The sequence below is a fragment of the Falsiroseomonas bella genome (genome assembly GCF_003173615.1).
GTDB classification, from domain to species: Bacteria; Pseudomonadota; Alphaproteobacteria; order Acetobacterales; family Acetobacteraceae; genus Falsiroseomonas; species Falsiroseomonas bella.
Map to the genome: position 1 here is coordinate 145538 of NZ_QGNA01000002.1, position 25228 is coordinate 170765.

21 protein-coding genes are annotated in these 25228 nt (G+C 71.1%); 15 read left to right on the plus strand and 6 right to left on the minus strand.

Annotated features, from left to right (window positions below; translation table 11 throughout):
- The first annotated feature begins 177 nt into the window (after positions 1 to 177).
- The 8 genes from DFH01_RS09085 to DFH01_RS09115 are packed head-to-tail and all read left to right on the plus strand — an operon-like array spanning position 178 to position 9056.
- Complete coding sequence (locus tag DFH01_RS09085) at positions 178 to 1290, plus strand: NAD-dependent epimerase/dehydratase family protein (protein ID WP_109870135.1); 1113 nt, start codon at positions 178 to 180, stop codon at positions 1288 to 1290.
- Positions 1287 to 2348 carry an SDR family NAD(P)-dependent oxidoreductase gene (locus DFH01_RS09090; RefSeq protein WP_233256043.1) on the plus strand — a complete coding sequence of 354 codons (1062 nt, stop codon included), beginning with the start codon at positions 1287 to 1289 and terminating at the stop codon, positions 2346 to 2348. The genes DFH01_RS09085 and DFH01_RS09090 overlap by 4 nt, the downstream gene beginning before the upstream one ends.
- Positions 2345 to 3634: a TIGR04295 family B12-binding domain-containing radical SAM protein gene (locus DFH01_RS09095; protein ID WP_109870137.1), complete on the plus strand. Its 1290-nt coding sequence runs from the start codon at positions 2345 to 2347 to the stop codon at positions 3632 to 3634. The genes DFH01_RS09090 and DFH01_RS09095 overlap by 4 nt, the downstream gene beginning before the upstream one ends.
- The gene (locus tag DFH01_RS09100) at positions 3631 to 4737 is read left to right on the plus strand and encodes a glycosyltransferase family 4 protein (protein WP_233256044.1); all 1107 of its coding nucleotides are present in this window, start codon (positions 3631 to 3633) and stop codon (positions 4735 to 4737) included. Before DFH01_RS09095 ends, DFH01_RS09100 begins: the two co-directional genes overlap by 4 nt.
- Positions 4734 to 5840, plus strand: coding sequence for a CgeB family protein (locus DFH01_RS09105; protein WP_109870138.1), 1107 nt, complete (start codon positions 4734 to 4736; stop codon positions 5838 to 5840). The genes DFH01_RS09100 and DFH01_RS09105 overlap by 4 nt, the downstream gene beginning before the upstream one ends.
- Positions 5837 to 6931 carry a CgeB family protein gene (locus DFH01_RS09110; protein ID WP_109870139.1) on the plus strand — a complete coding sequence of 365 codons (1095 nt, stop codon included), beginning with the start codon at positions 5837 to 5839 and terminating at the stop codon, positions 6929 to 6931. Before DFH01_RS09105 ends, DFH01_RS09110 begins: the two co-directional genes overlap by 4 nt.
- A complete protein-coding gene (locus DFH01_RS28470; protein WP_199231181.1) occupies positions 6928 to 8013 on the plus strand; it encodes a CgeB family protein in 1086 nt (361 codons plus the stop codon). The genes DFH01_RS09110 and DFH01_RS28470 overlap by 4 nt, the downstream gene beginning before the upstream one ends.
- A 26-nt stretch (positions 8014 to 8039) precedes the next feature.
- Positions 8040 to 9056, plus strand: a complete 1017-nt coding sequence (locus tag DFH01_RS09115) for a UDP-glucuronic acid decarboxylase family protein (RefSeq protein ID WP_233256045.1) — start codon at positions 8040 to 8042, stop codon at positions 9054 to 9056.
- Here DFH01_RS09115 and DFH01_RS09120 read toward each other — a convergent pair.
- On the minus strand, positions 9014 to 9967 hold the full coding sequence (locus tag DFH01_RS09120; protein WP_199231183.1) for a glycosyltransferase family protein: 954 nt from the start codon (positions 9965 to 9967) through the stop codon (positions 9014 to 9016). The genes DFH01_RS09115 and DFH01_RS09120 overlap by 43 nt on opposite strands.
- On the minus strand, positions 9954 to 10493 hold the full coding sequence (locus DFH01_RS09125) for a DUF1003 domain-containing protein (RefSeq protein ID WP_109870140.1): 540 nt from the start codon (positions 10491 to 10493) through the stop codon (positions 9954 to 9956). Before DFH01_RS09125 ends, DFH01_RS09120 begins: the two co-directional genes overlap by 14 nt.
- A 176-nt stretch (positions 10494 to 10669) precedes the next feature.
- Between DFH01_RS09125 and xylF the strand changes: the two genes are divergently transcribed.
- Genes xylF through DFH01_RS09140 form a run of 3 tightly spaced genes read left to right on the plus strand, consistent with a single transcriptional unit; the run spans position 10670 to position 13763 of the window.
- Positions 10670 to 11716, plus strand: coding sequence for a D-xylose ABC transporter substrate-binding protein (gene xylF / locus DFH01_RS09130; RefSeq protein ID WP_109870141.1), 1047 nt, complete (start codon positions 10670 to 10672; stop codon positions 11714 to 11716).
- Positions 11717 to 11727: 11 nt separating this feature from the next.
- Entirely contained in the window at positions 11728 to 12999 is a 1272-nt protein-coding gene (locus tag DFH01_RS09135) for a sugar ABC transporter permease (protein WP_233256046.1), read from the plus strand.
- Positions 12996 to 13763, plus strand: a complete 768-nt coding sequence (locus DFH01_RS09140) for an ATP-binding cassette domain-containing protein (RefSeq protein ID WP_442899693.1) — start codon at positions 12996 to 12998, stop codon at positions 13761 to 13763. The genes DFH01_RS09135 and DFH01_RS09140 overlap by 4 nt, the downstream gene beginning before the upstream one ends.
- 47 nt (positions 13764 to 13810) lie before the next feature.
- On the opposite strand, the gene DFH01_RS09145 is transcribed toward DFH01_RS09140, so the two are convergent.
- Positions 13811 to 15235: a M20 family metallopeptidase gene (locus DFH01_RS09145; protein WP_109870144.1), complete on the minus strand. Its 1425-nt coding sequence runs from the start codon at positions 15233 to 15235 to the stop codon at positions 13811 to 13813.
- A gap of 14 nt (positions 15236 to 15249) precedes the next feature.
- Positions 15250 to 16362 carry an S-(hydroxymethyl)glutathione dehydrogenase/class III alcohol dehydrogenase gene (locus tag DFH01_RS09150; protein ID WP_109870145.1) on the minus strand — a complete coding sequence of 371 codons (1113 nt, stop codon included), beginning with the start codon at positions 16360 to 16362 and terminating at the stop codon, positions 15250 to 15252.
- A gap of 109 nt (positions 16363 to 16471) precedes the next feature.
- Between DFH01_RS09150 and DFH01_RS09155 the strand changes: the two genes are divergently transcribed.
- The gene (locus tag DFH01_RS09155) at positions 16472 to 17194 is read left to right on the plus strand and encodes an aspartate/glutamate racemase family protein (protein WP_109870146.1); all 723 of its coding nucleotides are present in this window, start codon (positions 16472 to 16474) and stop codon (positions 17192 to 17194) included.
- A 10-nt stretch (positions 17195 to 17204) separates the two neighbouring features.
- Here the strand turns inward: DFH01_RS09155 and DFH01_RS09160 are convergent, their stop codons facing one another.
- Positions 17205 to 18110 (minus strand): dienelactone hydrolase family protein, encoded by a 906-nt coding sequence (locus tag DFH01_RS09160; protein ID WP_109870147.1) that lies wholly within the window; start codon positions 18108 to 18110, stop codon positions 17205 to 17207.
- Between the two features lie 128 nt (positions 18111 to 18238).
- Here DFH01_RS09160 and DFH01_RS09165 point away from each other — a divergent pair, with 128 nt between their 5' ends.
- From DFH01_RS09165 to DFH01_RS09175, 3 genes are all read left to right on the plus strand, one after another.
- Positions 18239 to 20284, plus strand: a complete 2046-nt coding sequence (locus tag DFH01_RS09165; RefSeq protein WP_109870148.1) for a hydantoinase/oxoprolinase family protein — start codon at positions 18239 to 18241, stop codon at positions 20282 to 20284.
- Positions 20285 to 20287: 3 nt separating this feature from the next.
- Positions 20288 to 22171, plus strand: a complete 1884-nt coding sequence (locus DFH01_RS09170) for a hydantoinase B/oxoprolinase family protein (protein WP_109870149.1) — start codon at positions 20288 to 20290, stop codon at positions 22169 to 22171.
- Between the two features lie 63 nt (positions 22172 to 22234).
- Entirely contained in the window at positions 22235 to 23092 is an 858-nt protein-coding gene (locus DFH01_RS09175) for an isocitrate lyase/PEP mutase family protein (protein ID WP_109870792.1), read from the plus strand.
- Between the two features lie 64 nt (positions 23093 to 23156).
- Here the strand turns inward: DFH01_RS09175 and DFH01_RS09180 are convergent, their stop codons facing one another.
- The gene (locus tag DFH01_RS09180) at positions 23157 to 25175 is read right to left on the minus strand and encodes an oxidoreductase (RefSeq protein ID WP_109870150.1); all 2019 of its coding nucleotides are present in this window, start codon (positions 25173 to 25175) and stop codon (positions 23157 to 23159) included.
- Positions 25176 to 25228: the final 53 nt, after the last annotated feature.

Consider the following 25228-nt stretch of genomic DNA (forward strand, 5'->3'; position numbering starts at 1 on the left):
GACGCGTTGCGCAGCCGGAACCCCGCCGGCGCGCCTTCGTTCCGCGCCCAGGTCCGCGGAAGGAGGTGAGACAAGGAATTGTGACGCTGTCGCCGCGCGCACCGGTGGCGCGGCGTTGCGTTCCGCGTGCGGTTGGAGGCCGCTGGCCCCGGCCGGGACCGGGTTCGGAGGACAGGCTTGGCCGAGAGGTTTCTCATCACCGGCGGCGCCGGCTTCATCGGACGCCGGGTGGCATCGCTGCTGTTGCAGGCGGGGCATCGCGTGCGCATCCTCGACAGCCTGCTGCCGCAGGTGCACCCGGCCGGCGCGCTGCCGCCGGACCTGCCGCGGGATGCGGAGACGATCATCGGCGACGTGCGGGACGCGGCGATGCTGCACCGCGCGCTGGTGGGCGTGGACAAGGTCGTCCACCTCGCTGCGGAGGTCGGCGTCGGGCAGAGCATGTATGCGGTGGACCGCTATGTCGCGGTCAACGACCTCGGCACGGCCATGCTGTTCCAGGCGCTGATCGAACGGCCCGTGGCGCGCGTGGTCGTCGCCTCCTCCATGAGCATCTATGGAGAGGGGCTCTATCGCGACGCCGACGGCCAGGTGCATGAGGGCGTCACGCGTATGCCGCGCGCGGCGACGGGGTCCTGGGATCCGCTGGATGCCGAAGGTCGGCCGCTGCGGCCGGTGCCGACGCCCGAGACGAAGCGGCCGGCCCTCGCCTCGGTCTATGCCATCACGAAATATGTGCAGGAGAGGCTGACGCTGACGCTCGCGCCGGCCTACGGCATGGAGGGCGTGGCGCTGCGGCTGTGGAACGCCTACGGGCCGGGGCAGGCGCTGTCCAATCCCTATACGGGCGTGCTGGCGATCTTCGCTGCGCGGTTGCATCACGGCCAACCGCCGCTGGTCTTCGAGGATGGCGCGCAGCAGCGCGACTTCGTGCATGTGGACGATGTCGCGGAAGCCTTCGTGCTGGCGTTGCAGCGCCCGGAAGCGGCGGGTGGCGTGTTCAACATCGGCAGCGGCGAGCAGCGCAGCATCGCGGATGTCGCGTCGCTGCTGGCCGAGGCGATGGGGCGCGACGGCATTGCGCCGGAGATCACGCAGAAGGCGCGCGCCGGCGACATCCGGCATTGCGTGCCGGACATTTCGCTGGCGGAGGCGAAGCTCGGCTACGTCGCGCGGCGCGGCTTCCGGGAAGGCCTGGTGGAACTCGCGGCATGGGTCGCGGAGCAGCAGGCCGAGGATCGCACGGCGCAGGCGCGGCGGGAGCTCGAGGCGCGGGGGCTGGTCGCGTGAGCGGGCATCTGCTGGTCACCGGCGGCGCCGGCTTCATCGGCGCCAACCTCGCCGACCGGCTCGCGACGGAAGGACATCAGGTGCTGGTGCTCGACGCGCTGCGCCGGCCGGGCGTGGAGACGAACCTGCAGTGGCTGCGCCGGCGCCATCCGGGGCGGGTGGCGAGCCTGGTCGCGGATGTGCGGGATCCGGCTGCGATGGCGGAGGCCCTGCGCGATGCGCAGGCCGTCTTCCACCTGGCGGCGCAGGTTGCGGTGACGACGAGCCTCGTTGATCCGGCCGAGGATTTCGGGATCAACCTGCACGGCACCTTCGCGCTGCTGGAGGCGCTGCGGCGCCGCAAGGGCGGTGCCTGCCCGCTGATCTTCGCGAGCACGAACAAGGTCTATGGCGACCTGGGCGCCATCCCGAAGGAGTGCGGCGCGGCGGGCTGGCAGCCGCGCGCGGCGGAACTGCGCCTGCACGGCGTGGCGGAGGCGCAGCCGCTGGACTTCCACACGCCCTATGGCTGTTCGAAAGGCGCGGCGGACCAATACGTTCTGGACTATGCGCGCAGCTACGGCCTGCCCTTCGCGGTGCTGCGGATGAGCTGCATCTACGGGCCGCGCCAGATGGGCACGGAGGACCAGGGCTGGGTCGCGCATTTCCTGATTCGCGCGCTGCGCGACGAAGCCGTGACGATCTTCGGCGACGGGTATCAGGTGCGCGACGTGCTGCATGTGGATGATGCGGTGGCGGCCTGGATCGCGGCGTGGCAGCGCATCGGCGCCGTCGCCGGGCAGGCCTTCAACCTCGGGGGCGGGCCGCGCAACGCGGTCAGCCTGCTGCGCATGCTGGAGGAGATCGGTGCCATCACCGGGCGCCCCGTGAAGATCGCGCACGAAGCCCTGCGCAGCGGCGACCAGCGCTGGTTCGTCGCGGATGCGCGCCGCGCGCGCGAGGCGTTGGAGCTGCCGGCGCCGATCGCTTGGCGGGACGGGCTGCGCGATCTCGCGGCGTGGCTGATGCGCGACGGCGCGGTCGCAACGGCGCCACGGAGGCTGGAGGCGGCGACATGAGGGTGGCGCTGGTCAACCCGGCCTGGGACTACGCCGGCAGCATCTATTTCGGCTGCCGCGAGCCGCATCTGCCGCTGGAACTCGGCTGCATGCAACTGCTGCTGGAGCGCGGCGGGCACGAGGTGCTGATGCTGGATGCGCATCTCTGCGGGCTCGACCAGGCGCAGGCGGCCGATCACGTGGCAGGCTTCGCGCCCGCCATGACCGTGGTCACGACCGCACCCACCTATCTGTTCTGGCGCTGTGCGCCGCCGGAACTGCGCGTGCCGCGGGAATTCCTGGTGGCGCTCGGCGACCGCGGCGGTCGCACTGTTGCGGTGGGGCCGCATGGCTCCGCCACGCCGGGCGCCACGCTGCGCAAGCTGGGTTGCGACGTGGTGGTGCGCGGCGAGTGCGAGGAAGTGGTCGCGGCTTTGGCCGAGGCATGCGATCTCTCCCGCGTGCCCTCCGTCGCCCACCGCGCCGCTGGGGGGATCCGAATCACCGGAGAGCCGGCGGCGACACGGTTCACCGACCTGCCCGCGCTGCGCTGGCCGGCGGGATGGATACGGCGCCACACCCACCACCATCACCGCTTCGACGCGCCGCCGGACGGCCCCGGCGCCGAGGTGGAGGCCTCGCGCGGGTGTCCCTACCACTGCAGCTTTTGCGCGAAGATCGACTTCCGCGACCGCTACCGCCGGCGCGACCTGGCGCCGCTGCTGGAGGAGGTGGACGCGCTGCGCGCGCAAGGCGTCACCTATCTCTACTTCATCGACGAGATCTTCCTGCCGAACCGCGCGCTGCTGGAGGCGATGGTGGGGCGCGGGCTGAAGTTCGGCGTGCAGACGCGGCTCGATCTGTGGAAGCCGGAGATGCTGGAACTGCTCGGGCGCGCCGGCTGCGTCTCGATCGAGGCTGGCGTGGAGAGCCTGACCGAGGAGGGCCGCGCCGCGCTGGAGAAGGATTGCCGGCTGGACACGGAGGCGCTGACGGAACGCCTTGTGCATGCGCGGCGCTTCGTGCCCTTCGTGCAGGCGAACCTGATCCGGATGGACGGCGATGACGCGGCGCGCGTCGCTGCGTGGCGGGAGCGGCTGGCGAAGGCGGGCGTCTGGGCGAATGATCCGGTGCCGCTCTATCCATACCCGTCCTCCCCCGACTATCGCCGGCTGTGGGGCGCGCCGGACGACCGGGCCTGGGAGCGTGCGCATGCGCATTATCTCGCGCAGTTCGACGGCTTCAGCGAGATCCAGGAGGAGCGGCCGCTGCCGCTTTCGGCGCTCGAGGAGGCCTGCGCGGGGTGAGTCGACCCCACCGCGTGCTGATGACGACGGATGCGGTGGGCGGGGTCTGGACCTACGCCTGCGACCTTGCCGCGGCGATGGCGCCGCTCGGTGTCGCCACGACTCTCGCGGTGCTGGGGCCGCCGCCGGATCGCGCGCAGCGCGAGCAGGCGGAGGGCCTGGGCCTCGACCTCGTGGAGCTCGGCGGGGCGCTCGACTGGTTGGCCGGCAGCGAGGCGGAGCTCCGGCGCGCCGGAGAGGCGGTGGCGGCGCTGGCCGCGCATTGCGGGGCTGAGATCGTCCATCTCAACAGCCCGGCGCTTGCCGTGGTCGCCATGCCCTGTCCGGTGCTCGGCGCCTGCCATTCCTGCCTGGCGACCTGGTGGGGGGCCGTGCGCAGCGGACCGATGCCGCCGGACTTCGCCTGGCGCAGCACGCTGCTGACGCAGGGATATGCGGGCTGCGACGTGCTGGTCGCGCCGAGTCATGCCTTCGCCGTCGCGACCGCACAGGCTCATGCGCTGCGGCTGCCGCCATCGGTTGTCCACAACGGGCGGGCAAAGGGGGCGCGCGCGCAGGGCATGGCGGCCTTCGTCTTCACGGCGGGCCGCCTGTGGGACGAGGGCAAGGACGTTGCAACCTTGGACCGCGCGGCGGCGCGGCTCGACCTGCCGCTTCTCGCCGCCGGGGCGCTGGTCGGGCCACATGGTGACGGCATCTCGCTGAGCCATGCGCGCGCGCTCGGTTCGCTGAACGAGGCGGCGTTGCGTGCCTGGCTGGCCCGCGGGCCGATCTTTGCTTCGGCCGCGCGATACGAGCCCTTCGGGCTTGCAGTGCTGGAAGCCGCGCAGGCGGGCTGCGCACTGGTGCTCTCGGATATTCCGACCTTCCGCGAGTTGTGGGACGGCGCGGCGCTGTTCGTGCCGCCGGGTGATGATGCGGGCTTCGCGGCGGCGATCGGCACGCTGTCGCGCGACGGGGAACAAAGAAGAAGCGTGCGCGTTGCCGCCCTGCATCGGTCCCGACGCTACGGGGTCGAGGCGATGGCGCGGCGCATGGCGGCCATTCATGCGCGGCTCCGCGGGATGTCGGCCGGAAGTCCGGGAAGGAGCGCCGCCGCTTGAATGTCGTCTGGTTCACCCACTCGCTGCGATCCTGCTGGAACCATGGCAATGCGCATTTCCTGCGCGGCGTGCTGCGTGCGTTGCAGGCGAAGGGACACCGCACGCTCGCCTGCGAGCCGGCGGCGGGATGGAGCCTGGAGAACCTGTTGCGCGATCAGGGCGCGCCGGGTCTCGCGGCGTTCGAGGCCGGCTATCCCGACCTGAACTGGGCCAGCCATGCCGGCCCCGCCGATGTGGAGCGGCTGGTGCAGGGCGCGGATGCGGTCGTCGTTCACGAATGGAACGATCCCTGGCTCGTTGCGCTCCTCGGCACGCTGCGCCGGCGCGGTGCGCGCTTCACGCTGCTGTTCCATGACACGCACCATCGCGCCGTCAGCGACCCTCAGGCGATCCGTGCCTTCGACCTCTCCGGCTATGATGGCGTGCTCGCCTTCGGCGAGGCGCTGTCGGAGGTCTATCGGCGCTGGGGCTGGGGCGAGCGGGCCATCACCTGGCATGAGGCGGCCGACACCACGCTGTTCCGGCCGCCAAAGGACGAAGGCGTGCGCCGCGGCGCCGTCTGGATCGGCAACTGGGGCGATGGCGAGCGTAGCGCGGAACTCGAATCCTTCCTCCTGCGGCCCGCGGCGGCGGTCGGCCTGCCGCTGGATGTGCATGGCGTCCGCTACCCGGCCGATGCGTTGCGCGCCCTTGCGGCGCATCGCGCCGTCTATCGTGGCTGGGTCGCGAATGCAGCGGTGCCCGAGGTGTTCGCAAGGCATCTGCTGACGGTGCATGTGCCGCGGCGGCATTACGTTCGGCTGCTGCCCGGCATCCCGACGATCCGCGTCTTCGAGGCGCTGGCCTGCGGCATCCCGCTGGTCTCCGCGCCCTGGGAGGATCGCGAAGGCCTGTTCCGACCCGGCGAGGATTTCCTGGTCGCGCGCGACGAGACAGCGATGGCGGGCCATCTCCGTGCGCTGCGCGACGACGCTGGGCTGCGCGAGGCGTTGGCGGCGAGCGGCCTCGCCAGGGTCCGGGCGCGCCACAGCTGCGAACATCGTGCGGCGGAACTGCTGGCGCATCTCGCGCGGCTTGGCGCGCGGGTGGAGCAGCCGGCATGAGGATCGCCTTCTACGGATCGAGCCTGCTCTCCGCCTACTGGAATGGCGCGGCGACCTACTACCGCGGCATGCTGCGCGCGCTTGCCGCGCATGGCCACGACATTGTCTTCTGCGAGCCCGACGCCTTCGGCCGGCAGCAGAACCGCGACATGGAGCCGCCGCCCTGGGCGCGCGTGCGCGTCTGGACGGCGGACGAGACCGGGCTGCGCGAGGCGCTGGCCGAGGCGGCGCAGGCGGATGTCGTCGTGAAGGCCAGCGGCGTCGGCGTGTTCGACGACGAACTCCTGGGTGGCGTGATGCGCGCGGCGCGACCGGAGGCGATCCGGGTCTTCTGGGACGTGGACGCGCCGGCGACGCTTGCGACGCTGCGCCAGGACCCCGCGCATCCGCTGCGTCGCGCGCTGCCGCGGCTCGACCTGGTGCTGACCTATGGCGGTGGGCCGCCGGTGGTTTCGGCGTATGAGGCCCTCGGCGCGCGGCGCTGCGTGCCGGTCTACAACGCGCTCGACCCGGACACGCATCATCCGGTCTCTCCGGAGCCGCGCTTCACATCGGCACTGAACTTCCTGGCCAACCGGCTGCCGGATCGCGAGGCGCGCGTGCAGGCATTCTTCCTGAATGCGGCGCATCACCTGCCGGACCGGCGCTTCCTGCTCGGCGGCAGCGGCTGGGAGGACAAGCCGATGCCATCCAACGTGGCCAGGCTGGGGCATGTCGGCACAGCCGACCACAACGCCTTCAATTGCTCGTCGCTTGCCGTGCTGAACGTGGCGCGCGACAGCATGGCCGATGTCGGCTTCTCGCCGGCGACGCGCGTCTTCGAGGCCGCCGGGGCCGGGGCGTGCCTCATCACCGATGCCTGGCGCGGCATCGACCTGTTCCTGAAGCCAGACGAGGAGATCCTGGTGGCGCGGGACGGCCGCGACGTCGCCGACCATGTCGCGGCGCTGACGCCCATGCGGGCGCGCGCGATCGGTGCCGCCGCCTGCGCGCGCATCCGCGGGGCGCACACCTATGCCCGCCGCGGTGCACAGGTCGCGGCGCTGCTGGCGGAGATGCAGGAACGCCGGCGCGAGGCGCGCGTCGCATGAGGGTCGTCGTCCTCGGCCTCAGCCTCTCCTCCTCCTGGGGCAATGGGCATGCGACGACCTGGCGCGCGCTGTTGCGGGCCCTGGCGGCGCGCGGCCACGAGATCCTGTTCCTGGAGCGCGACGTCCCCTGGTATGCCGACCATCGCGACCTGGCGGATCCGGATTTCTGCCGTCTCGAACTGTATGCCGATCTTGCCGATCTGCGCGACTGGCGGCGCGAGATTGCGGCGGCGGACGCGGTCATCGTCGGCTCCTTCGTGCCGGATGGCGTGGCGGTCGGGCGGCTGGTGCAGGAATGGGCGCGGGGCGTGGTGGCGTTCTACGACATCGACACGCCGGTGACGCTGGCGCGGCTGGCGCGCGGCGAGCACGACTATCTCTCGCCGGAGGTCATGCGCGGCTACGATCTCTATCTCTCCTTCACCGGCGGCCCGTTGCTCGACCTGCTGCAGCGGCAATACGGCGTGCGCATGGCGCGCGTGCTGTACTGCTCGGCCGATCCGGCAGGCGGCGTACCGCAAGCCGTGCCGCTGCGATGGGATCTCTCCTATCTCGGCACCTGGAGCGAGGATCGGCAGCCCGGTCTGGACCGTCTGCTGCTGCAGCCGGCGCGCCGCGCGCCGGGGCTGCGCTTCGTCGTGGCGGGCGCGCAGTATCCGGCCGACATTGCCTGGCCCTCGAATGTCGAGCGCATCGAGCATGTGCCGCCCTCGGAGCACGCGGCCTTCTACGCCGCCAGCCGCTTCACGCTGAACCTGACACGAGCGGACATGCGCCGCGCCGGCTGGAGCCCGAGCGTGCGCCTGTTCGAGGCCGCGGTCTGCGGCGCGCCGGTGATCTCCGACACCTGGCCGGGCCTCACCGCGCTGTTCCGGCCCGGGGAGGAGATCCTGCAGGCGGAGACCGGCGAAGAGGTCTTGGCCGCCTTGCAGGGCACGGCGGACCCGCGGCGCCGCGCCATCGCGGCGGCGGCTCGCGCGCGCGTGCTGGCGGCGCATACGCCGGCGCACCGGGCGGCAGAGCTCGAGGCTTATCTCGGTGCCGCGGCACGCGAGGCCGGCAAGCGCGAGATGGCGTTGTGAGGAACGGCAGGCACAGGACGGTGCTGGTGGCCGGCGGCGCCGGCTTTCTCGGCTCGCATCTATGCGATGCACTGATCGCCGAGGGCGCGCATGTGCTCTGCCTGGACAGCTTCCTGACGGGCCGGCAGCGCAACATCCAGCATCTGGCTCGCGATCCGCGCTTCGATCTGGTGGAGGCGGATGTGTGCGATCCGCTGCCGACGACGCTGGAGCGCGCGCGCGTGGATGCGGTGTTCAACCTGGCCTGCGCCGCCTCCCCGCCGCACTACCAGGCGGATCCGGAGCACACGCTGATGACGTGCGTGCTCGGCACGCGGCACCTGCTGCGCCTGGCTGAGCGTAGCGGGGCGCGCTTCCTGCAGGCCTCCACCAGCGAGGTCTATGGCGATCCCGAGATGCACCCCCAGCGCGAGGACTACCGCGGCTGCGTGAACCCGACCGGCCCGCGCGCCTGCTACGACGAGGGCAAGCGGGCGGCAGAGGCGCTCGCCTTCGACTTCCTGCGCGCCGGGCGCGTGGAGGCGCGCGTCGCGCGCATCTTCAACACCTATGGTCCGCGGATGCGCGCCGATGACGGGCGCGTCGTCTCCAACGTCGTCACGCAGGCGCTGACGGGGCAGGACATCACGCTCTACGGCGATGGGCGGCAGACCCGCTCCTTCTGCTACGTGGACGATCTGATCTCGGGCCTGCTGCGGCTTGCCGCGGTGGAGCAGCGGCCGCCAGGGCCGGTCAATCTCGGCAATCCGGTGGAGATGACGGTGGCGGAGCTCGCGCGGCGCGTGCTGGCGATCACCGGCTCGCGCTCCAACCTGGTGCGCCGCCCCTTGCCCGTTGACGATCCGCAGCGGCGGCGGCCCGATATCGGGCTGGCCCGGCGCCTGCTTGCGTGGGAGCCGCAGACCCCGCTGGAGAACGGGCTGAAGGCGACGATCGCCTGGTTCGCCGACGAATGCCGTTGGGCCGAGTTGGAACGACCGGCCGCGAATGACGATGCCGGTCAGCGGCGTGTGCTGGTGACGGGGCTGCGCGCGCGCGACTGACGCCGCCGCATGAGCAGGCGTAGTGCCTGCAGCATGTGCGTCACGGGTGCCGTCCAGTCGCCGGGCCGGTCCTGCCGGAACAGGCGCATGCCGGGATACCAGGGGCTGTCGTCGCGGCCTTCCATCCAGCGCCAGTCGGCAGGCTCCGGCAGCAGCAGCCAGACCGGCACGCCCAGCGCGCCGGCGAGATGCGCCGGCATGGAATCGATGCTGATCACCAGGTCCAGCGCGGCGATTCGGGACGCCGCCGTCAGCGCGTCGTCGCTGCCGATATCCGTGCCGAAGCCGCTGTCGCGCTCGGCCAGGGCCGGCCCGCGCTGCAGGATGCGGAGCGCGACACCCGGCCTCCTGCCGAGCGGCTGCAGGAGGGAGAGCGGGACCGAGCGTCTCGTATCCCAATCCCCTGCGCGCCAGACGAGGCCGACTTCCAATGCCTCGCCGGTGGTGCGCCGGAATCGTGGCGGATGCAGGTAGGGCACCGTGGTGTCCAGTCCTGCCGGCGTGATGCGCAAGGCATGCGCCAGTTCCATGATCTCGATGTCGGTGTCGAAGCGCGCCTCCGGCGTGCCGTCATGCAGGGGCAGCAGGCGCGGGCTCGGCCGAAGCGTGGCGAGCAGCGGGATCAGCGCCGGCTGTGCCCAGACGATCACCTCGCGCGCGATCGCCTGCAGCCGCGGCACCAGACGGATGAACTGGATGGTGTCGCCGAGCCCGTGGTAGCAGCGCACCAGCACGCGCCGGCCGGCCAGCGGCGTGCCGTCCCACACCGTCTGCAGGTGGCGCGGCAGTGTCCAGTCCCGATGCCTGCCGCGCGCCGCCAGCGCCGCATCGGAAAGCTGCCACGCCTGCTCCCAGGCGCCCTGGCGCATCAATGCCATCCAGCGCTCGCCCGGCTCCTCAGGCAGGTCCACCCGGGCGCTCCTCCGGGTGCAGCTGGCGGTGCAGCGTCGCCGCGAGGTCGCCGACGGCCGTGGTCTCGCCCAGTTCGCGCGCCTCGCGGTCCATCACCTCGCGCTCGATGCCGAGCGCGGCGCTGACGCGCTCCAGCATCTGGATCACCTTGGTCACCTCCTGCTCGGCCAGCAGGCTGACCTGCAGGTCGAGATGCGCGCGCTCCTCGTCGCGCGCATCGGCGCGGTTCTGCTTCATCAGCACGAAGGCCGCCAGCAGCACCCCCTCCAGCGAGAAGAAGCCTCCGAGCAGCCCGAAGGGGAAGGGGTCGAACACCGGCACCCCCGGCACCAGCCCGACATTGGCCGCCACATACAGCGCGATCCCCGCCGCATGCAACAGGACGAATTGCGGCGTTCCGGCCGCGCGCGCGACGATATCCGCGATGCGGGATGAAGGCGGCCGGCGCCGCCTCTCCTCCTCCTCCAGCCGCACCACTTCCTCGATGTTGCGCGCCACGCGCCGTGGCGAGACCTCGCCCTGCATGCGTCCTCCGGCGTCCTGCGCGGCAACGCGGTGGGCGCCCGAGCGGCGCCGGGTCACGCCGAAACGTGAGCCAGCCCGGCCGCAATTAAACCTTGACGAGCAGTAATGGTTCTTGCCTCCATTTGCGGGACGCAGCGCGGAACGTCGCTGCGCGGCCCTGGGGAGGAGCTATCCGGATGCATCGTCGCAACCTTCTGGCGGCTGGGCTGGGCCTGCCGGCCCTCGCCCTTCCGGGGCTCGCGCGCGCGCAGCGCGGCACGGCGGTGGGCGTTTCCTGGTCGAACTTCCAGGAGGAGCGTTGGAAGACGGACGAGGCGGCCATCCAGGCGGCGCTGCGCGCAGGTGGCGCGACCTATCTCTCGGCCGATGCGCAGTCCAACCCGACGAAACAGCTTGCCGACATCGAGAGCCTTCTGGCCCGCGGCGTGAAGGCGCTGATCGTGCTGGCGCAGGACGCGCAGGCGGTGCGCCCGGCCGTGGAGCGCGCGCTGAACGAGGGCGTCGCCGTCATCGGCTATGACCGCCTGATCGAGAACCCGCGCGCCTTCTACCTGACCTTCGACAATGTCGAGGTCGGCCGGATGATGGCGCGCGCGATCCAGGCGGCGAAGCCGGAGGGCAACTACGCCTTCATCAAGGGCAGCAGCGCTGACCCGAACGCCAACTTCCTTTACCAGGGCTCGATGGAGGTGCTGAAGCCGGCCATCGATGCCGGGCGCATCCGCAACGTGGGCGAGGCCTTCACCGATGGCTGGCTGCCAGCGAACGCGCAGAGGAACATGGAGCAGATCCTGACACGCAACAACAACCGCGTGGATGCGGTGATCGCCGCCAATGACGGCACCGCGGGCGGCGCCATCGCCGCGCTGGCGGCGCAGGGCATGGCGGGCAGCGTGCCGGTCTCCGGCCAGGATGCCGACCGCGCGGCGCTGAACCGCATCGCTCTCGGCACCCAGACGGTCACGATCTGGAAGGATGCGCGGGAACTCGGCAAGGCGGCCGGCGAGATCGCGGTGCGGCTCGCGGGCGGCGCGCGGCTGAACGAGGTCCCCGGCGCCGTGCAGTGGAACCAGGGGCCGTCGCGCGCCAACATGACGGCGCTGTTCCTGCGCCCGCAGCCGATCACGCGCGAGAACCTCGCCCTGGTGATCGAAGGCGGCTGGGCACCGCGCGGCGCGGTCTGCCAGGGCGTTCCCGCGGGTCGCGTGCCGGCCTGCGGATGAGTGCCTCGGCGATGCGCGGCCTCGGGCAAGGCTCCGGGGCCGCGCTGCGCGCGCTCGAGGTTGATCCGCGACTGGTCGGCATGCTGGGTGCCTTGCTGGCGATTTGGCTCGGCTTCGACCTGCTCTCCGGCGGCGCCTTCCTGACGCCGCGCAACCTGTGGAACCTGTCGGTGCAGACCGCCTCCATCGCGGTGATGGCGTGCGGCATGGTGCTGGTGATCGTCACGCGCAACATCGACCTGTCGGTCGGCGCGATCCTGGGCGTGACCGGCATGGTGATCGGCGTGCTGCAGGCGCGGCTGCTGCCGGAACTGCTCGGGCTGGAGCACCCGGCCACCTGGCTGATCGCCGTGCTTGCGGCGGTGCTGGTGGGCGGGGCGATCGGCCTGCTGCAGGGCGCGCTGATCGCCTGGCTCGCCATTCCCTCCTTCATCGTGACGCTGGGCGGCCTGCTCGTGTGGCGTGGCGCGGCCTGGTGGGTGACGCAGGGGCAGACGGTCGCACCGATGGACGGGCGCTTCCGCATGCTCGGCGGTGGCATCGAAGGCGCTATCGGTGCGACGGCCTCCTGGATCCTCGGCGGCCTTGCCTGCGCGGCGATCCTTGCGGCGCTGCTGGCCTCCCGGCGTCGGCGCCTGCGCTTCGGCTTTCCGGTGCGGCCGCTCTGGGCGGAGGCGACCGTGGCGATCCTCGCGGTGGGCGCGGTGCTGGGCACGGTCGCCGTCGCGAATGCCTATCCGCTGCCCGCCGGCATCGCGCGGCGCGTGATCGAGGAGGCAGGCGGCACCTGGGTGCCGGGCACCTTCATTCCGCATGGCCTCGCCGTGCCGGTGCTGGTGGCGATCGGGGTGGGCATCGTCATCACGGTGCTGGCGTTGCGCACCCGCTTCGGCCGCGCGGTCTTCGCCATCGGCGGCAACCCGGAGGCGGCGGAGCTTTCGGGCATCAACACGCGCCGGACGATCATGTTGGTCTTCGGGCTGATGGGGGCGCTGTGCGGCGTCGCGGCCTGCATCGCCACGGCGCGACTGAACGCGGCGACGAATGCCGCGGGATCGCTTGACGAGCTCTATGTGATCGCCGCGGCGGTGATCGGCGGCACCTCGCTGGCGGGCGGGGCCGGGACCATCGCGGGCGCGATGCTCGGCGCGCTCGTGATGCAGAGCCTGCAGTCGGGGATGGTGCTGCTCGGCGTGGATGCGCCGATGCAGAACATCGTAGTCGGGCTCGTGCTGGTCCTCGCCGTCTGGCTGGACACCGTCTATCGGGGACGCATGCGGTGACACCCCTCGTCGAGATGAGCGACATCCACCTGGCCTTCGGCGGCATCAAGGCCGTGGATGGCGCCAGCCTGGACCTGCACGAAGGCGAGGTGGTCGGGCTGCTCGGCCACAACGGCGCCGGCAAGTCCACGCTGATCAAGGTGCTGTCGGGTGCGTATCGCGCGGATTCCGGCGATATCCGGGTGCGCGGCGAGCCTGCGCACATCCACTCGCCGCGCGATGCCCGCCGCTACGGCATCGAGACGATCTACCAGACGCTGGCGCTCGCCGACAATCTGGACGCCGCGGCGAACATCTTTCTCGGCCGCGAGCTGCTGACCGCCTGGGGCACGCTGGACGACGCGGCGATGGAGGCCGCGACGCGCCAGGTGATGGGACGCCTCAACCCGCATTTCCGGCGCTTCAAGGAACCGGTGCGCGCACTGTCAGGCGGGCAGCGGCAATCCGTGGCCATAGCGCGCGCCATCCATTTCGACGCGCGGATCCTCATCATGGACGAGCCGACGGCGGCACTCGGCCCCGCCGAGACGCGCCAAGTGGGCGAGCTGGTGAAGCAGCTCAAGGCGCAGGGGATCGGGATCTTCCTGATCAGCCACGACATCCACGACGTCTTCGACCTGGCCGACCGGATCAGCGTGATGAAGAACGGCCGGCTGGTCGGCACCGCCCGCGTCGCGGACATCACCAAGGACGAGGCGCTGGGAATGATCATCCTGGGCAAATGCCCGCCCGGCGCGATTCCCGGGCCGGGGGCGATGAACTGACCTCTCCCTCCCCCGCTTTCGGGGGAGGGTCGGGGTGGGGGCGTGTCCTACGATGCCGTGGACATGCCGAGCGCCGGCTTCGCATCCGCCGGCAACGGGCTCTCATAGGGGCGGCCGCCCATGCGGCGGCGCAGGTCCTCCTTCGCCGCGGCGATCAGCGCGGGGTCGCGCAGGGCGTCCAGCGCCGTGCCGGCCATCACCTTCGCCACATGCGCCATTGCGGCATGCGCGGCCGGCGACTTGCCCTGCGCCACCGCCTGCCAGGAATGGAAGGGCGTGCCGACCGCCCAGGTGGCGCCGCGGGCCTGCACCGTCGGCACCTTCTGCGAGACGTCGCCGACATCGGTGGAGCCCACCATCGCGACGCTCTTCTCCGCCGGCGCCACGAGCGCGTCGTGCAGCGGGTTGCCCCGCTTGGCAGGCAAACCGTGGCGGCGATAGGCGGCGGCGATGTCCGCATCCGTCAGCGTGTCCTGGATCGCCTGCGCGAAGGCGCGGTCGGATTCCGCGAAGACGGGCGGGCCGAGCCGGTCCAGGTTGCGCTGCATTGCCTGCTCCAGCGGCGTGTTGCCGAGCAACTCGCAGACCGCCGAGACCACCTCGGTTTCGACCTGCGTCTCGGTCATCAGCGCGGCGCCGTCGGCGATCTTGCGCACGCGCTCGACCAGGCCGCGCAGCTCCAGCACGCTGGCGGCGCGGATCAGGTAGCGCACCTTGGCACGGGCCTGCACGACGTTGGGCGCAATGCCGCCGGCATCGAGATAGGCGTAGTGGATGCGGGCGTCGGATGGCATGTGCTCGCGCATGTAGTTCACGCCGACATTCATCAGTTCCACCGCGTCCAGCGCCGAGCGGCCGAGATGCGGCGAGGCGGCGGCATGCGCGGCGCGGCCGGTGAAGGTGAAGTCGATGCGCGTGTTGGCGAGGCTCAGCGCCTCGATCACGCCGGCGAAATAGTCCGGGTGCCAGGTGATGGCGATGTCCACGTCGTCGAAGGCGCCGTCGCGCACCATGAAGCCCTTGGCCGCGCCGCCTTCCTCGGCGGGGCAGCCATAGTAGCGCACGCGGCCTTTCATGCCGTTCGCCGCCAGCCAGTCCTTCACGGCGGAGGCGGCGAGCATCGCGCCGGCGCCGAGCAGGTTGTGGCCGCAGCCATGCCCGCGCGTCTCGCCGGGGATGGGCTTCGGCTCGGCGATGCCGGCCTCCTGCGACAGGCCGGGCAACGCGTCGTACTCGCCGAGGATGGCGATGACCGGCCCGCCCTCGCCGGCTTCGCCCATCACCGCGGTCGGGATGCCGGCGACCTTGTCGGTGACCCGAAAGCCTTCGCGCTCCAGCATCGCCTTGTGCTCGGCGGCGGAGCGGTGTTCGTCGTAGCAGAGCTCAGGCGTGGCCCAGACGCGATCGGCGAGCGCGTTGTACTCGGCGCGCTTTGCATCCACCAGGCGCCAGATCTCTTCTTCGTTCTGCATGGGGTTTCCCTTGCTCAATAAACGACCACGGAGCGGATGCTCTCGCCACGTTCCATCAGCTCGAAGCCGTGGTTGATCTCCGACAGCGGCATCACATGGGTGATCAGGCTGTCGATGTCGATCTTGCCCTCCATGTACCAGTCCACGATCTTCGGCACGTCGGTGCGTCCGCGCGCCCCTCCGAAGGCGGTGCCCTTCCAGACGCGGCCGGTGACGAGCTGGAAGGGGCGCGTCGCAATCTCCTGCCCGGCGCCGGCGACGCCGATGATGATGCTCTCGCCCCAGCCGCGGTGGCAGCATTCCAGCGCCTGGCGCATGAGCTTTACGTTGCCGACGCATTCGAAGCTGAAATCGGCGCCGCCGCCGGTCAGGTCCACGATGGCCTGCACGACCTTGTCGTCGCCGATCTCCTTCGGATTGACGAAATGCGTCATGCCGAACTTCCGGGCCATCTCCTCCCGCGCGGGGTTGATGTCCACGCCGATGATCTTGTCGGCGCCGACCATGCGCGCGCCCTGGATCACGTTGAGGCCGATGCCGCCGAGCCCGAACACCGCGACATTCGCACCGGGCCAGACCTTCGCGGTGTTGATCACCGCGCCGATGCCGGTGGTCACGCCGCAGCCGATGTAGCAGATTTTTTCGAACGGAGCGTCCTCGCGGACTTTCGCCACCGCGATCTCGGGCAGGACGGTGAAGTTCGCGAAGGTCGAGCAGCCCATGTAGTGCATGACCTGCGCTCCGTCGCAGGAGAAGCGGCTGGTGCCGTCCGGCATCACGCCCTTGCCCTGCGTCGCGCGGATCGCGGTGCACAGGTTCGAGCGACGGGACAGGCAGGTTTTGCACTGCCGGCATTCGGGCGTGTAGAGCGGGATGACATGGTCGCCCGGCTTCACACTGGTCACGCCGGTGCCGACCTCGCGCACGATGCCCGCGCCCTCATGGCCGAGGATGGCGGGGAACAGGCCCTCGGGGTCGGCGCCGGACAGGGTGTAGAGATCGGTGTGGCAGAGGCCGGTCGCCATCACCTCCACCAGCACCTCGCCCGCCTTCGGGCCGGCGATCTCCACCTCCGTGACCTCCAGGGGCTTGCCAGCCGCCCAGGCCACCGCCGCGCGCGTCTTCATGGGGATTCTCCTTGCCTTGGCCGCAGTTTGCGCCGCTTCGCGCCCGCCGTCACGGTCTTGACCCGGGCTGCGGCTTGCGCCGGGACGCGCGCGGCGCGATGCAGGGCGCATGCGGATCCTGCTGATCAACGGCAACACCACCGAGGCCATCACCACCAGGCTGGTCGCCATCGCGCAGCGTCTGGCGCCGTCCGGCGTGACATTTGAGGGCGCCACGGCCCGATTCGGCGCGCGCTACATCGCCTCCCGTGCCGCCTCCGCCGTTGCGGCGCACGCGGTGCTCGATTCCTATGCCGAGCACGGCGCGGGCGCGGATGCAGTGCTGATCGGCTGCTTCGGGGATCCCGGCCTGGATGCGCTGCGCGAAGTGGCGCCGGTGCCGGTGCTGGGGCTTGCGGATGCCTCGGCGGCGGCGGCGCTTCGCCTCGCGCCGCGCTTCGGCGTGGTGACGGGCGGCGTAGCCTGGGGCCCGATGCTGCAGGAGTTCTTCGCCGCGCGCGGCCATGCGGCGCAGCTGGCCGGGGTGCGCACGGTCGCGCCCTCTGGCGGGGAGATCGCGCGCGACCCGGAGGGTGCGCTGGCGATGCTCGCCGCGGCCTGCAGGGCCAGCGCCGAGCAGGATGGCGCCGGCGCCGTGATCCTTGGCGGCGCAGGGCTCGCCGGCATGGCGGGACGGCTGGCCGACCGTGTACCCGTGCCGGTGATCTGCTCCGTGGAGGCGGGCGTGCGGGAGGCGATCACAGCCCTCGGCGGCAAGCCGGCCGGGCTGGTGCCGCATACGCCGGTGGAGACCGTCGGCCTTTCGCCCGCGCTCGCGCGCCTGCTCGGCTAGCAGCGTCGCTTCACGCGAGGTGCTGGCGGAAGAAGGCCAGCGTGCGGTCCCAGGCCAGCTTCGCCGCAGCCTCCTCGTAGCGGGGCGTGGAGTTGTTGTGGAAACCGTGCTGCGTGCCGGGATAGATGTGCATCTCGTGCCGGACATTGTTCGCCTTCAGCGCGGCTTCGAAGGTGGGCCACATCGCGTTGATGCGCGGGTCGTTCTCGGCATAGTGGATCTGCAGCGCGGCGCGGATCGCCGGCACGGCGGCGGCCGGCGCCGCGGCGCCATAGAAGGGCACGCCGGCCTGCATCTCCGCGCCGAGTTCCGTCGCCAACCAGTTCGTGGTGCCGCCGCCCCAGCAGAAGCCGGTGACGCCGAGCTTGCCCGAGGACAGCGCATGCGCCTTCAGGAAGCGCGCGCCGTTCAGCATGTCCGTGCGCAGCTTCGCCTGGTCCAGCCGCGTCTGCATCTCGCGTCCGTCGTCGTCGTTGCCGGGATAGCCGCCGAGGGGCGCCAGCCCGTCGGGTGCCAGGGCGAGAAAGCCTTCCACCGCCAGCCGCCGCGCCACGTCCTCGATGTAGGGGTTCAGGCCGCGGTTCTCGTGGATGACGAGGACGGCGGGGAAGGGGCCGTTGCCGCTCGGCTGCACCAGGTAGCCCCGCATCGCGCCGGAATTGCCGCCCAGAGAGGGATACTCGACATAGCGCGCCCGCATGCGCGGATCGGTGAAGGAGATGGTCTGGGCGCGCGCGTAGTTCGGGATCAGCGCCTCGGCCATCGCGAGTCCGCCTGCGATGGCGCCGGCGGCCTGGAGGAAGGCGCGGCGATCCATCCGGCCGTGGCAGTATTCGTCATAGAGGTCGAAGATCCGCTGGTCGATGTCGGCCTGGGTCAGCGGCGGCGCGGGCGGTGGGACGAGTCCGTCGGTCATGCTGGGCCTTTCGTCAGGGGATCGGGCGAGAAGGCTAATCGGCGCCGCAGCGGCTTGCCAGCGGCCTTGCGATATTGACAGCGACGGGCGTCGCCCTTTCGCTGCCGGCCGGCAGAGGCGGGGCGGGCATGCTCAGGATCGGCGTGGACATCGGCGGCACCTTCACCGACTTCGCCATCTGGCGGAACGAGGGCGATGGCTATGTGCTGATCGGCAGCCGCAAGGCGCCGACCTCCCGCCCCGACCTGTCGGAGGCAGTGACGCGCGGCATCGCCGAGATCGCGGCCGAGGCCGGGGTTGGAGCGGATGACCCGATCCTGGTGGTGCATGGCACGACGGTCAGCACCAATGCGGTGATCGAGCGGTCGCAGCCGCCGGTGGCGCTGATCACGACGGAGGGCTTCCGGGACATCCTGGGCATCGCGCGGCTCAGGCTCGACAAGCCGGTGGACCTGTTCAACCGGCGCGTCGTGCCGCTGGTGCCGCGCGAGCGCGTCTTTCCCGTGCGCGAGCGCATGCTGGCAGACGGCAGCGTCGACCAGCCGCTGGACGAGGCGGCGCTGCTGGCCGCGACGCGCACGGCGCTGGAGCGCGGCGCGACCGCGATCGCCGTCTGCTTCCTGCATGCCCACCGCAACTCCGCCCATGAGCGCGAGGCGCTGGCGCTGATCCGCGCACAGTTCCCCGGCCTCGAGGTGATGGCCTCGCACGAGGTCTGGCCGCAGCAATCCGAATACGAGCGCGCCGTGCTGACGCTGCTGAACGTCTATGTGAAGCCGCTGATGGCGGACTATATCGGCCGCATCGACGGCTTCCTGCGCGAACGCTTCCCGCGTGCGCGGCTCTACATCACCAAGTCGAATGGCGGCGTGATGTCGGCCGAGGAGGCGCGGCGCCTGCCGATCCACACGCTGCTCTCCGGCCCGGCGGCGGGCGTCACCGCCGCGCAGACGCTGGGCGGCTATCTGGGGCTCGATCCGATCCTGACGCTCGACATGGGCGGCACCTCCACCGACGTGTCGCTGATCGACCAGGGGCGGCCGCTCATCACGGGCCAGGCGGAAGTCGGCGACTTTCCGCTGCTGATGCCGGTGACCGGCGCGGAGGCGATGGGCGCGGGCGGCGGCTCCATCGTGTGGCTGGATGGCGGCATCCTGAAGGTCGGGCCACGCAGCGCGGGATCGAAGCCGGGGCCGGCCTGCTACGGCATGGGCGGCGAGGCGCCGACGCTGACGGACGCCTATCTACTGGCCGGGTATCTCTCGCCGGCGGGGCTGCTCGGCGGCCGGCTGCGGCTGCGGCGGGACCTGGCGGAGGCGGCCTTCGCGCCACTGGCCCAGGCGCTCGGCATGGACGCGGTGACGCTGGCGGAAAGCGCGATCGAGGTCGCGACCTCCAACATGCTGGCGAAGATCACGCCCTTCCTGGCGCGGATGGGCGTGAATGCCAGCGACCTCACGCTGATGATCTTCGGCGGCGCGGGCGGCGTGCATGGCCCGATCCTGGCGGACGAGGTCGGCATCCGGCGCATGGTCGTGCCGCGCGTGCCCTCCGTGTTCTGCGCGTTCGGTGGGCTCGTTTCCGACCTGGTGCATGACGCGGTGCGCACGGTGCAGGGCGTGGCGCTCGACGCCGCCGGCCAGCAGGCGGCCTATGCCGCGTTGGAGGAGGAGGGCCGCGCCTGGCTGGATCGGCAGGCGCATCCGGGACAGGTGCTGGCGGTGGAACAGGCGCGGCTGGCCGAGATGCGCTACGCGGCGCAGTCCTTCACCATCCAGGTCGACGTGACGGCGGCGCTGCGCCATGGCGGCGAGGCCGAGGTCGCGGAGGCGTTCCACCGCGAGCATGAGCGGCTGTTCGGCCATGCGAACCGGGAAGCGCCCGTCGCCACCGATACGCTGCGCGTGCGCACGGTCGGCCGCCAGGCCAAGCCTTCCGGCGCGCCGATGCCGCAGGCCGACAGCACTGCGCCGGAACCGCTGGAACGACGCCGATTGCGCTTCGCGCGCAACTGGGTGAAGGCGGTGCCAGTGTATGACTGGGGCAGCCTGCCGCGCGGCTGGTCTGCGGCCGGGCCCGCGGTGGTGCAGCAGGATCTCGCGACCATCCTGGTGCCGCCGGGCTACACGGCGCAGCTCGGGCTGCGCGGCGATCTCGAACTGGCGAGGAGCTGAACGATGGATCCCGTCCAGACCGAGATCATGAAGAACCGCTTCACCGCCATCGCGGAGGAAGCGGCGACGGTCGCCTACCGCACGGCGCACACCACCTTCGTCAAGCAGACGCAGGACTTCCAGGTGGCGCTGGCCCGGCTGTCCGGCGAGTTCTTCGCCTTCCCGATGATGCATGGGGTCACATCGGGCAGCGGGCAGTCCATCACCGGCCTAACCGGCCACTTCCCCCTGGAGGAGCTGCGGCCGGACGACGTGCTGATCTCCAACGATCCCTTCAGCACCGGCGGCGTGGTGACGCACATGATGGACATCCATCTCGCGCGCCCGATCTTCGTGGATGGCGAGCTGACCTGCTGGGCCTGGTCCTTCGTGCATGCCTCCGACATCGGTGGCGCGGTGCCGGGCTCGATCTCGCCCGACCTCCATGAGTGCTTCCAGGAAGGGCTGCGGCTGCGGCCGACCAAGCTGGTGCGCGGCGGCGCGCTGAACCAGGACGTGGTCAACATCCTGAAGGACAATTCGCGCATCGGCGACGCCGTCTGGGGCGACCTGGAGGCGATGATGGCGGCGATGCGCCTGCTCGACCGCCGCATCAACGCGCTCTGCGCCCGCATCGGCAAGGCCGCCTTCCACCAGGGGGTGGACGACGTGATGGCCTATACCGAGATGCGTGCGCGGCGCGTGATCGCGGCGCTGCGGGACGGCACCTACACCTTTACGGATTACATCGAAGGCGACGATTCCGGCGCGGCGGTGCACATCCACTGCAAGCTGACGATCAAGGGCGACGAGGCGGAGGTGGACTACTCCGGCTCCTCGCCGCAGGTGCATGCCGCCTTCAACTTCACCACGGGCAGCCGCACGCATCCCTTCCTGGCGATGGCGCTGACCAACTACATCCAGACCATGGAGCCGGGCATCCCGATGAATGGCGGGATGATGCGCCCGATCCGAGGCTATGCGCAGCCAGGCAGCGTGATGAATGCGGAATTCCCCGCCGCGATGGGCAACCGCTTCGTCGCCGTCATGCGCACCTATGACACGCTGATTGGCTGCCTCAACCAGGCGATTCCCGGCGGCATCGCCGCCTGCGGCGCCGGCCAGGCCGGCATCATCGCCTGCGGCTGGACCGATACCGACACCGGGCGCGGGCGCGTCGCCGTGGTCGAGCCCTTCTGCGGCGGCTCCGGCGGGCGCGACCGCTGCGACGGCGTGGACGCGACGGACACCATGCTCGGCTTCCTCAAGAGCACGCCGATCGAGCATGTGGAGACCGAGACGCCGCTGGTGGTACGCCGGCACGAACTGGTGCCGGGCCGCTTCGGCCATGGGCGATTCCGCGGCGGCGCCTCGGTGGCGATCGAGCTGGAATGCCGGGCGCCGGAAGTGAGCATCACCGTGCGCGGCCTTGACCGCTTCCGCTTCCAGCCCTGGGGCGTGTTCGGCGGCGGGTCCGGGACCAACACCGTCACCACGCTGAACCCCGCCGGGGAGGCGCGGAACATCGGGCGCATCAAGCTGCTGACGCTGCAGCAGGGCGACGTGCTGCGCATGGTGTCGTCCTCCGGCGGCGGCTTCGGGCCACCGGCGGCGCGCGATCCCGCGCTGGTGCTGCGGGACGTGCTGGACGCGCTGCTGACCGAGGAGGAGGCGCGGGCGATCTACGGCGTGGTGATCCGCGACCGTGCGGTGGACGATGCCGCGACGGAGGCGCTGCGCGCGACGATGCCCGCCGCGGCCGCCTTCGCGGTGAAGCATGGGCCGGCGCGGGAGGCGCATGAGGTCGTGTGGCCCGTGGAGCGCAGCGTGGCGCTTGCGAACCGCGTGCTGGCCGCACCGCCGGGGCTGCGCCGCAAGCTGCTGGCGGAGGGACGCGCCGGACGCTGACTTGGTGCGGGCGGCAAGCGCGGCTAGGCTTCTCGCCTGCTTCCCGCTGAGGACGAGATGCCGATGACGCCCCCCGAACGCCTGCGTGCGCTGCTTGCCGAGCCTGGTTTCGTCGTGATGCCCGCCGTGTGGGACGGCATCAGCGCGAAGCTCGCGGCGCAGGCGGGCTACAAGACGGCCTTCCTCTCCGGTTCCTGCGTCGCGGCGAGCCGCCTCGGTGGCCCCGATCTCGACCTGGTGTCCTTCGGCGAGATGTTCGACAGCTTCACCATGGTGCGGAACGCCGCGCCGGAGACGCTGATCCTGGCCGATGGCGACCATGGCTACGGCAATGCGATGAACGTGCAGCGGACGGTGCGCGCCTATGGCCGCGCCGGCGCCGCGGCGGTGCTGATCGAGGACAAGATCACGCCGCGTGCGCTGACTTCCGCGGGCAAGCCTTGCCTGCCGCGGGAGGAGGCGCGGATGAAGATCCGAGCGGCGGTGCAGGCGGCGAAGGAGTCGGGCATCCTGGTGCTGGCGCGCACGGATTGCCGACCGACGCAGGGCATCGACGAGGCGGTGGCGCGCATCGAGATGTATGTCGAGGAAGGCGCGGACATCCTGTTCCTCGACTCGCCGCATGACGACGAGGAGATCCGCCGCGGCGTGGCGGCGGCCGCGGGCCGGCCCAGCTTCTGCGTGCTGTCGCCGGGCGCCCCGCGCGCGACGCCGGACCGCAAGAAGGCCGAGGCACTGGGCTGGAAGATCGGCACCTATCCCACGGGCATGCTCTCGCCCGCGATCGCCGGCATGAAGGCCGGCCTTTCCGCGCTGCTGGCCGGCGAGGCCGAGGCTTCGAGCGCGCTTCCCCCGCCCGAACTGCGTTCGACGTTGGGCTACCCGGACTACGACGTGGCTGCGAAGCCCTTCATCGTCTGATCGGAGGGGCCCGGGGAGCCTGAGGCTCCCCGGCGGGAGCGCGAGGGCAGCGCCCTCGCTTCTCTCAAATGGCCCGCGCGGCGATCTCTCCTTCGCGGATCGCCGCATCCGCGCGCCGCGGCGCGAGCGCATCGCCGATGAGCTTCACGGTCAGCCCCTCGGCGCGCTTCGGTGCGAGCGTGTGGAACAGCGCGTCCTGCGCCTCCGCGCCCAGCACCAGCACGATGCTGTCGAAGCCGTCCTTCACGATCTCATCGCCGGTGTAGATGTCGCGGAAGTGGGCGGCGTCGCCGGCGATGCGCGTCAGTTCCAGGTCGGTGGCGAAGCGCAGGCCCATGCGGCGCAGCATGCCGTAGGTCTTGCCCCAGTCGCGGCTGCCGGCGAGGTCGGGCGCTGCCTGGCCGAGCCAGGTGACGAACTCCACTTCCGCGCCTTGCGACGCGAGGTATTCCGCCGTGACAACGCCCTGCCGCCCGCCGAGGCCGTCATAGACCAGCGCGCGGCGGCCGGGCGCACGGGGTTCGCGCAGCGCGTCCATGTAGGAGAGCACGTTGGGCTGGTCCGTGCCCGGCAGAGGCGCGCCGTTCCAGTTCTGCGGCCGCAGCGGCGTCCAGCCATGGCGCAGGCCCTGCGATCCGGTGGCGACGACGATCGCCTCATAGCCATCGGCCAGCAGCATCTCGGCATCGGCGATGGTCTGCAGGCGGATGTCCACGCCCGCTTTGGTCACCTGGCCCTCCAGCCAGTCCGCGATGCCGAGCAGCTCGCGTCGCGAGGGCGCGCGGGACCAGAGGCGGATCTGGCCGCCGAGCTCATGCCCACGCTCGAACAGCGTCACGGCGTGGCCACGTTGCGCGGCGGTGAGGGCGGCGCGCATGCCGCCGGGCCCGCCGCCCACGACGGCGACCTTCTTCGCGCGCTCCGCGCGTTTCAGCGTGAAGGTGCCGAGTTCCTTCTCGTTCCCCGCGGCGGGGTTGTGGATGCAGGCGATAGGCGCCTGCGCGAAGATCGAGGTCATGCACCAATTGGCGCCGACACAGGGGCGGATCTCGGCGCCCTCGTCCCGCGCGGCCTTCGCCACCCATTCGGGATCGGCGATCAGCGCGCGCGCCATGGCGACGAAGTCGCAATCGCCGGCGGCAAGGTGCTTCTCCGCCTCCGCCGGTGTCACGATGCGGCCGACGCCGACCACGGGAATGCCGTTCGCCGCCTGCCGCACCTGCCGCGTCGCATCCATCTGGTAGCCGTGGCTCTCCGGCGAGGTGGGGTAGATCAGCATCCGGTTGAGGTAGGTGCCGTGGCTGCAGGAGACGTAGTCGATCAGGCCGGAGGCCGTCATGCGGCCGGCGATCTCCGCCCAATCTGCCGGCCGCAGCCCGCCTTTGTGACCGTCATCGGAATTGATCCGCACGCCGACGATCATGTCCGGCCCGCATTCCTCGCGCGTCGCCTGGATGATCTCCATCACAAGGCGCAGGCGGTTCTCCAGGCTGCCGCCGAAGGCGTCGTTGCGGTGGTTCGTGGCGGGCGAAAGGAACTGGTTGAGCAGGTAGCCATGCGCCATGGAGTGCACCTCCACGCCGTCCAGCCCGCCGCTGCGCGCGTGGCGCGCCGTGAGCCGGTAGCCTTCGCGGATCGCGTCGATATCCTCCACCGTCATCGCATGCGGCATCTCGCGATAGACGGCGCAGGGCACGGCGGAGGGCGCCCAGACCGGCGCTCCGGAAGCGACGGAGTTCGTCTCCCGCCCGCGATGCCAGGGCTGCGCCAGCAGCAGAGCACCATGCTCATGCACGGCGGCGGCGATCTTCTGGTATTGCGGCACCATGCGCGGATCGAAGGACAGCGCCTTTCCCCGATAGGGCAGGGAGGTCTCGTGCACCGCCATGCATTCCATGGTGATGACTGCGACGCCGTGCTTCGCGCGCTCGGCGTAGTAGGCGACATGGGCGTCGGTGAAGACGTGGTCCTTCACCAGCAGCGTGGCATGCGCGCTCATCCAGGTGCGGTTGCGCGCCGTCTTCGGGCCGATGCGGATCGGGCTGAAGAGGGTGGGGTAGGGCGACTTCGACGTGTCCTGCATGGGCCGAGCCTTGCCATCGCGCCGCGCTGCGTCAAGATTGTCCGGACAAGAGG

Coding starts and splice junctions, on each gene's coding strand:
- DFH01_RS28470 (WP_199231181.1), top strand. CDS start 6,928: ATGAGGGTCGTCGTCCTCGGCCTCAGCCTCTCCTCCTCCTGGGGCAAT.
- DFH01_RS09125 (WP_109870140.1), bottom strand. CDS start 10,493: ATGCAGGGCGAGGTCTCGCCACGGCGCGTGGCGCGCAACATCGAGGAA.
- DFH01_RS09155 (WP_109870146.1), top strand. CDS start 16,472: ATGCGGATCCTGCTGATCAACGGCAACACCACCGAGGCCATCACCACC.
- DFH01_RS09110 (WP_109870139.1), top strand. CDS start 5,837: ATGAGGATCGCCTTCTACGGATCGAGCCTGCTCTCCGCCTACTGGAAT.
- DFH01_RS09175 (WP_109870792.1), top strand. CDS start 22,235: ATGACGCCCCCCGAACGCCTGCGTGCGCTGCTTGCCGAGCCTGGTTTC.
- DFH01_RS09135 (WP_233256046.1), top strand. CDS start 11,728: ATGCGCGGCCTCGGGCAAGGCTCCGGGGCCGCGCTGCGCGCGCTCGAG.
- xylF (WP_109870141.1), top strand. CDS start 10,670: ATGCATCGTCGCAACCTTCTGGCGGCTGGGCTGGGCCTGCCGGCCCTC.
- DFH01_RS09165 (WP_109870148.1), top strand. CDS start 18,239: ATGCTCAGGATCGGCGTGGACATCGGCGGCACCTTCACCGACTTCGCC.
- DFH01_RS09160 (WP_109870147.1), bottom strand. CDS start 18,110: ATGACCGACGGACTCGTCCCACCGCCCGCGCCGCCGCTGACCCAGGCC.
- DFH01_RS09150 (WP_109870145.1), bottom strand. CDS start 16,362: ATGAAGACGCGCGCGGCGGTGGCCTGGGCGGCTGGCAAGCCCCTGGAG.
- DFH01_RS09095 (WP_109870137.1), top strand. CDS start 2,345: ATGAGGGTGGCGCTGGTCAACCCGGCCTGGGACTACGCCGGCAGCATC.
- DFH01_RS09180 (WP_109870150.1), bottom strand. CDS start 25,175: ATGCAGGACACGTCGAAGTCGCCCTACCCCACCCTCTTCAGCCCGATC.
- DFH01_RS09170 (WP_109870149.1), top strand. CDS start 20,288: ATGGATCCCGTCCAGACCGAGATCATGAAGAACCGCTTCACCGCCATC.
- DFH01_RS09145 (WP_109870144.1), bottom strand. CDS start 15,235: ATGCAGAACGAAGAAGAGATCTGGCGCCTGGTGGATGCAAAGCGCGCC.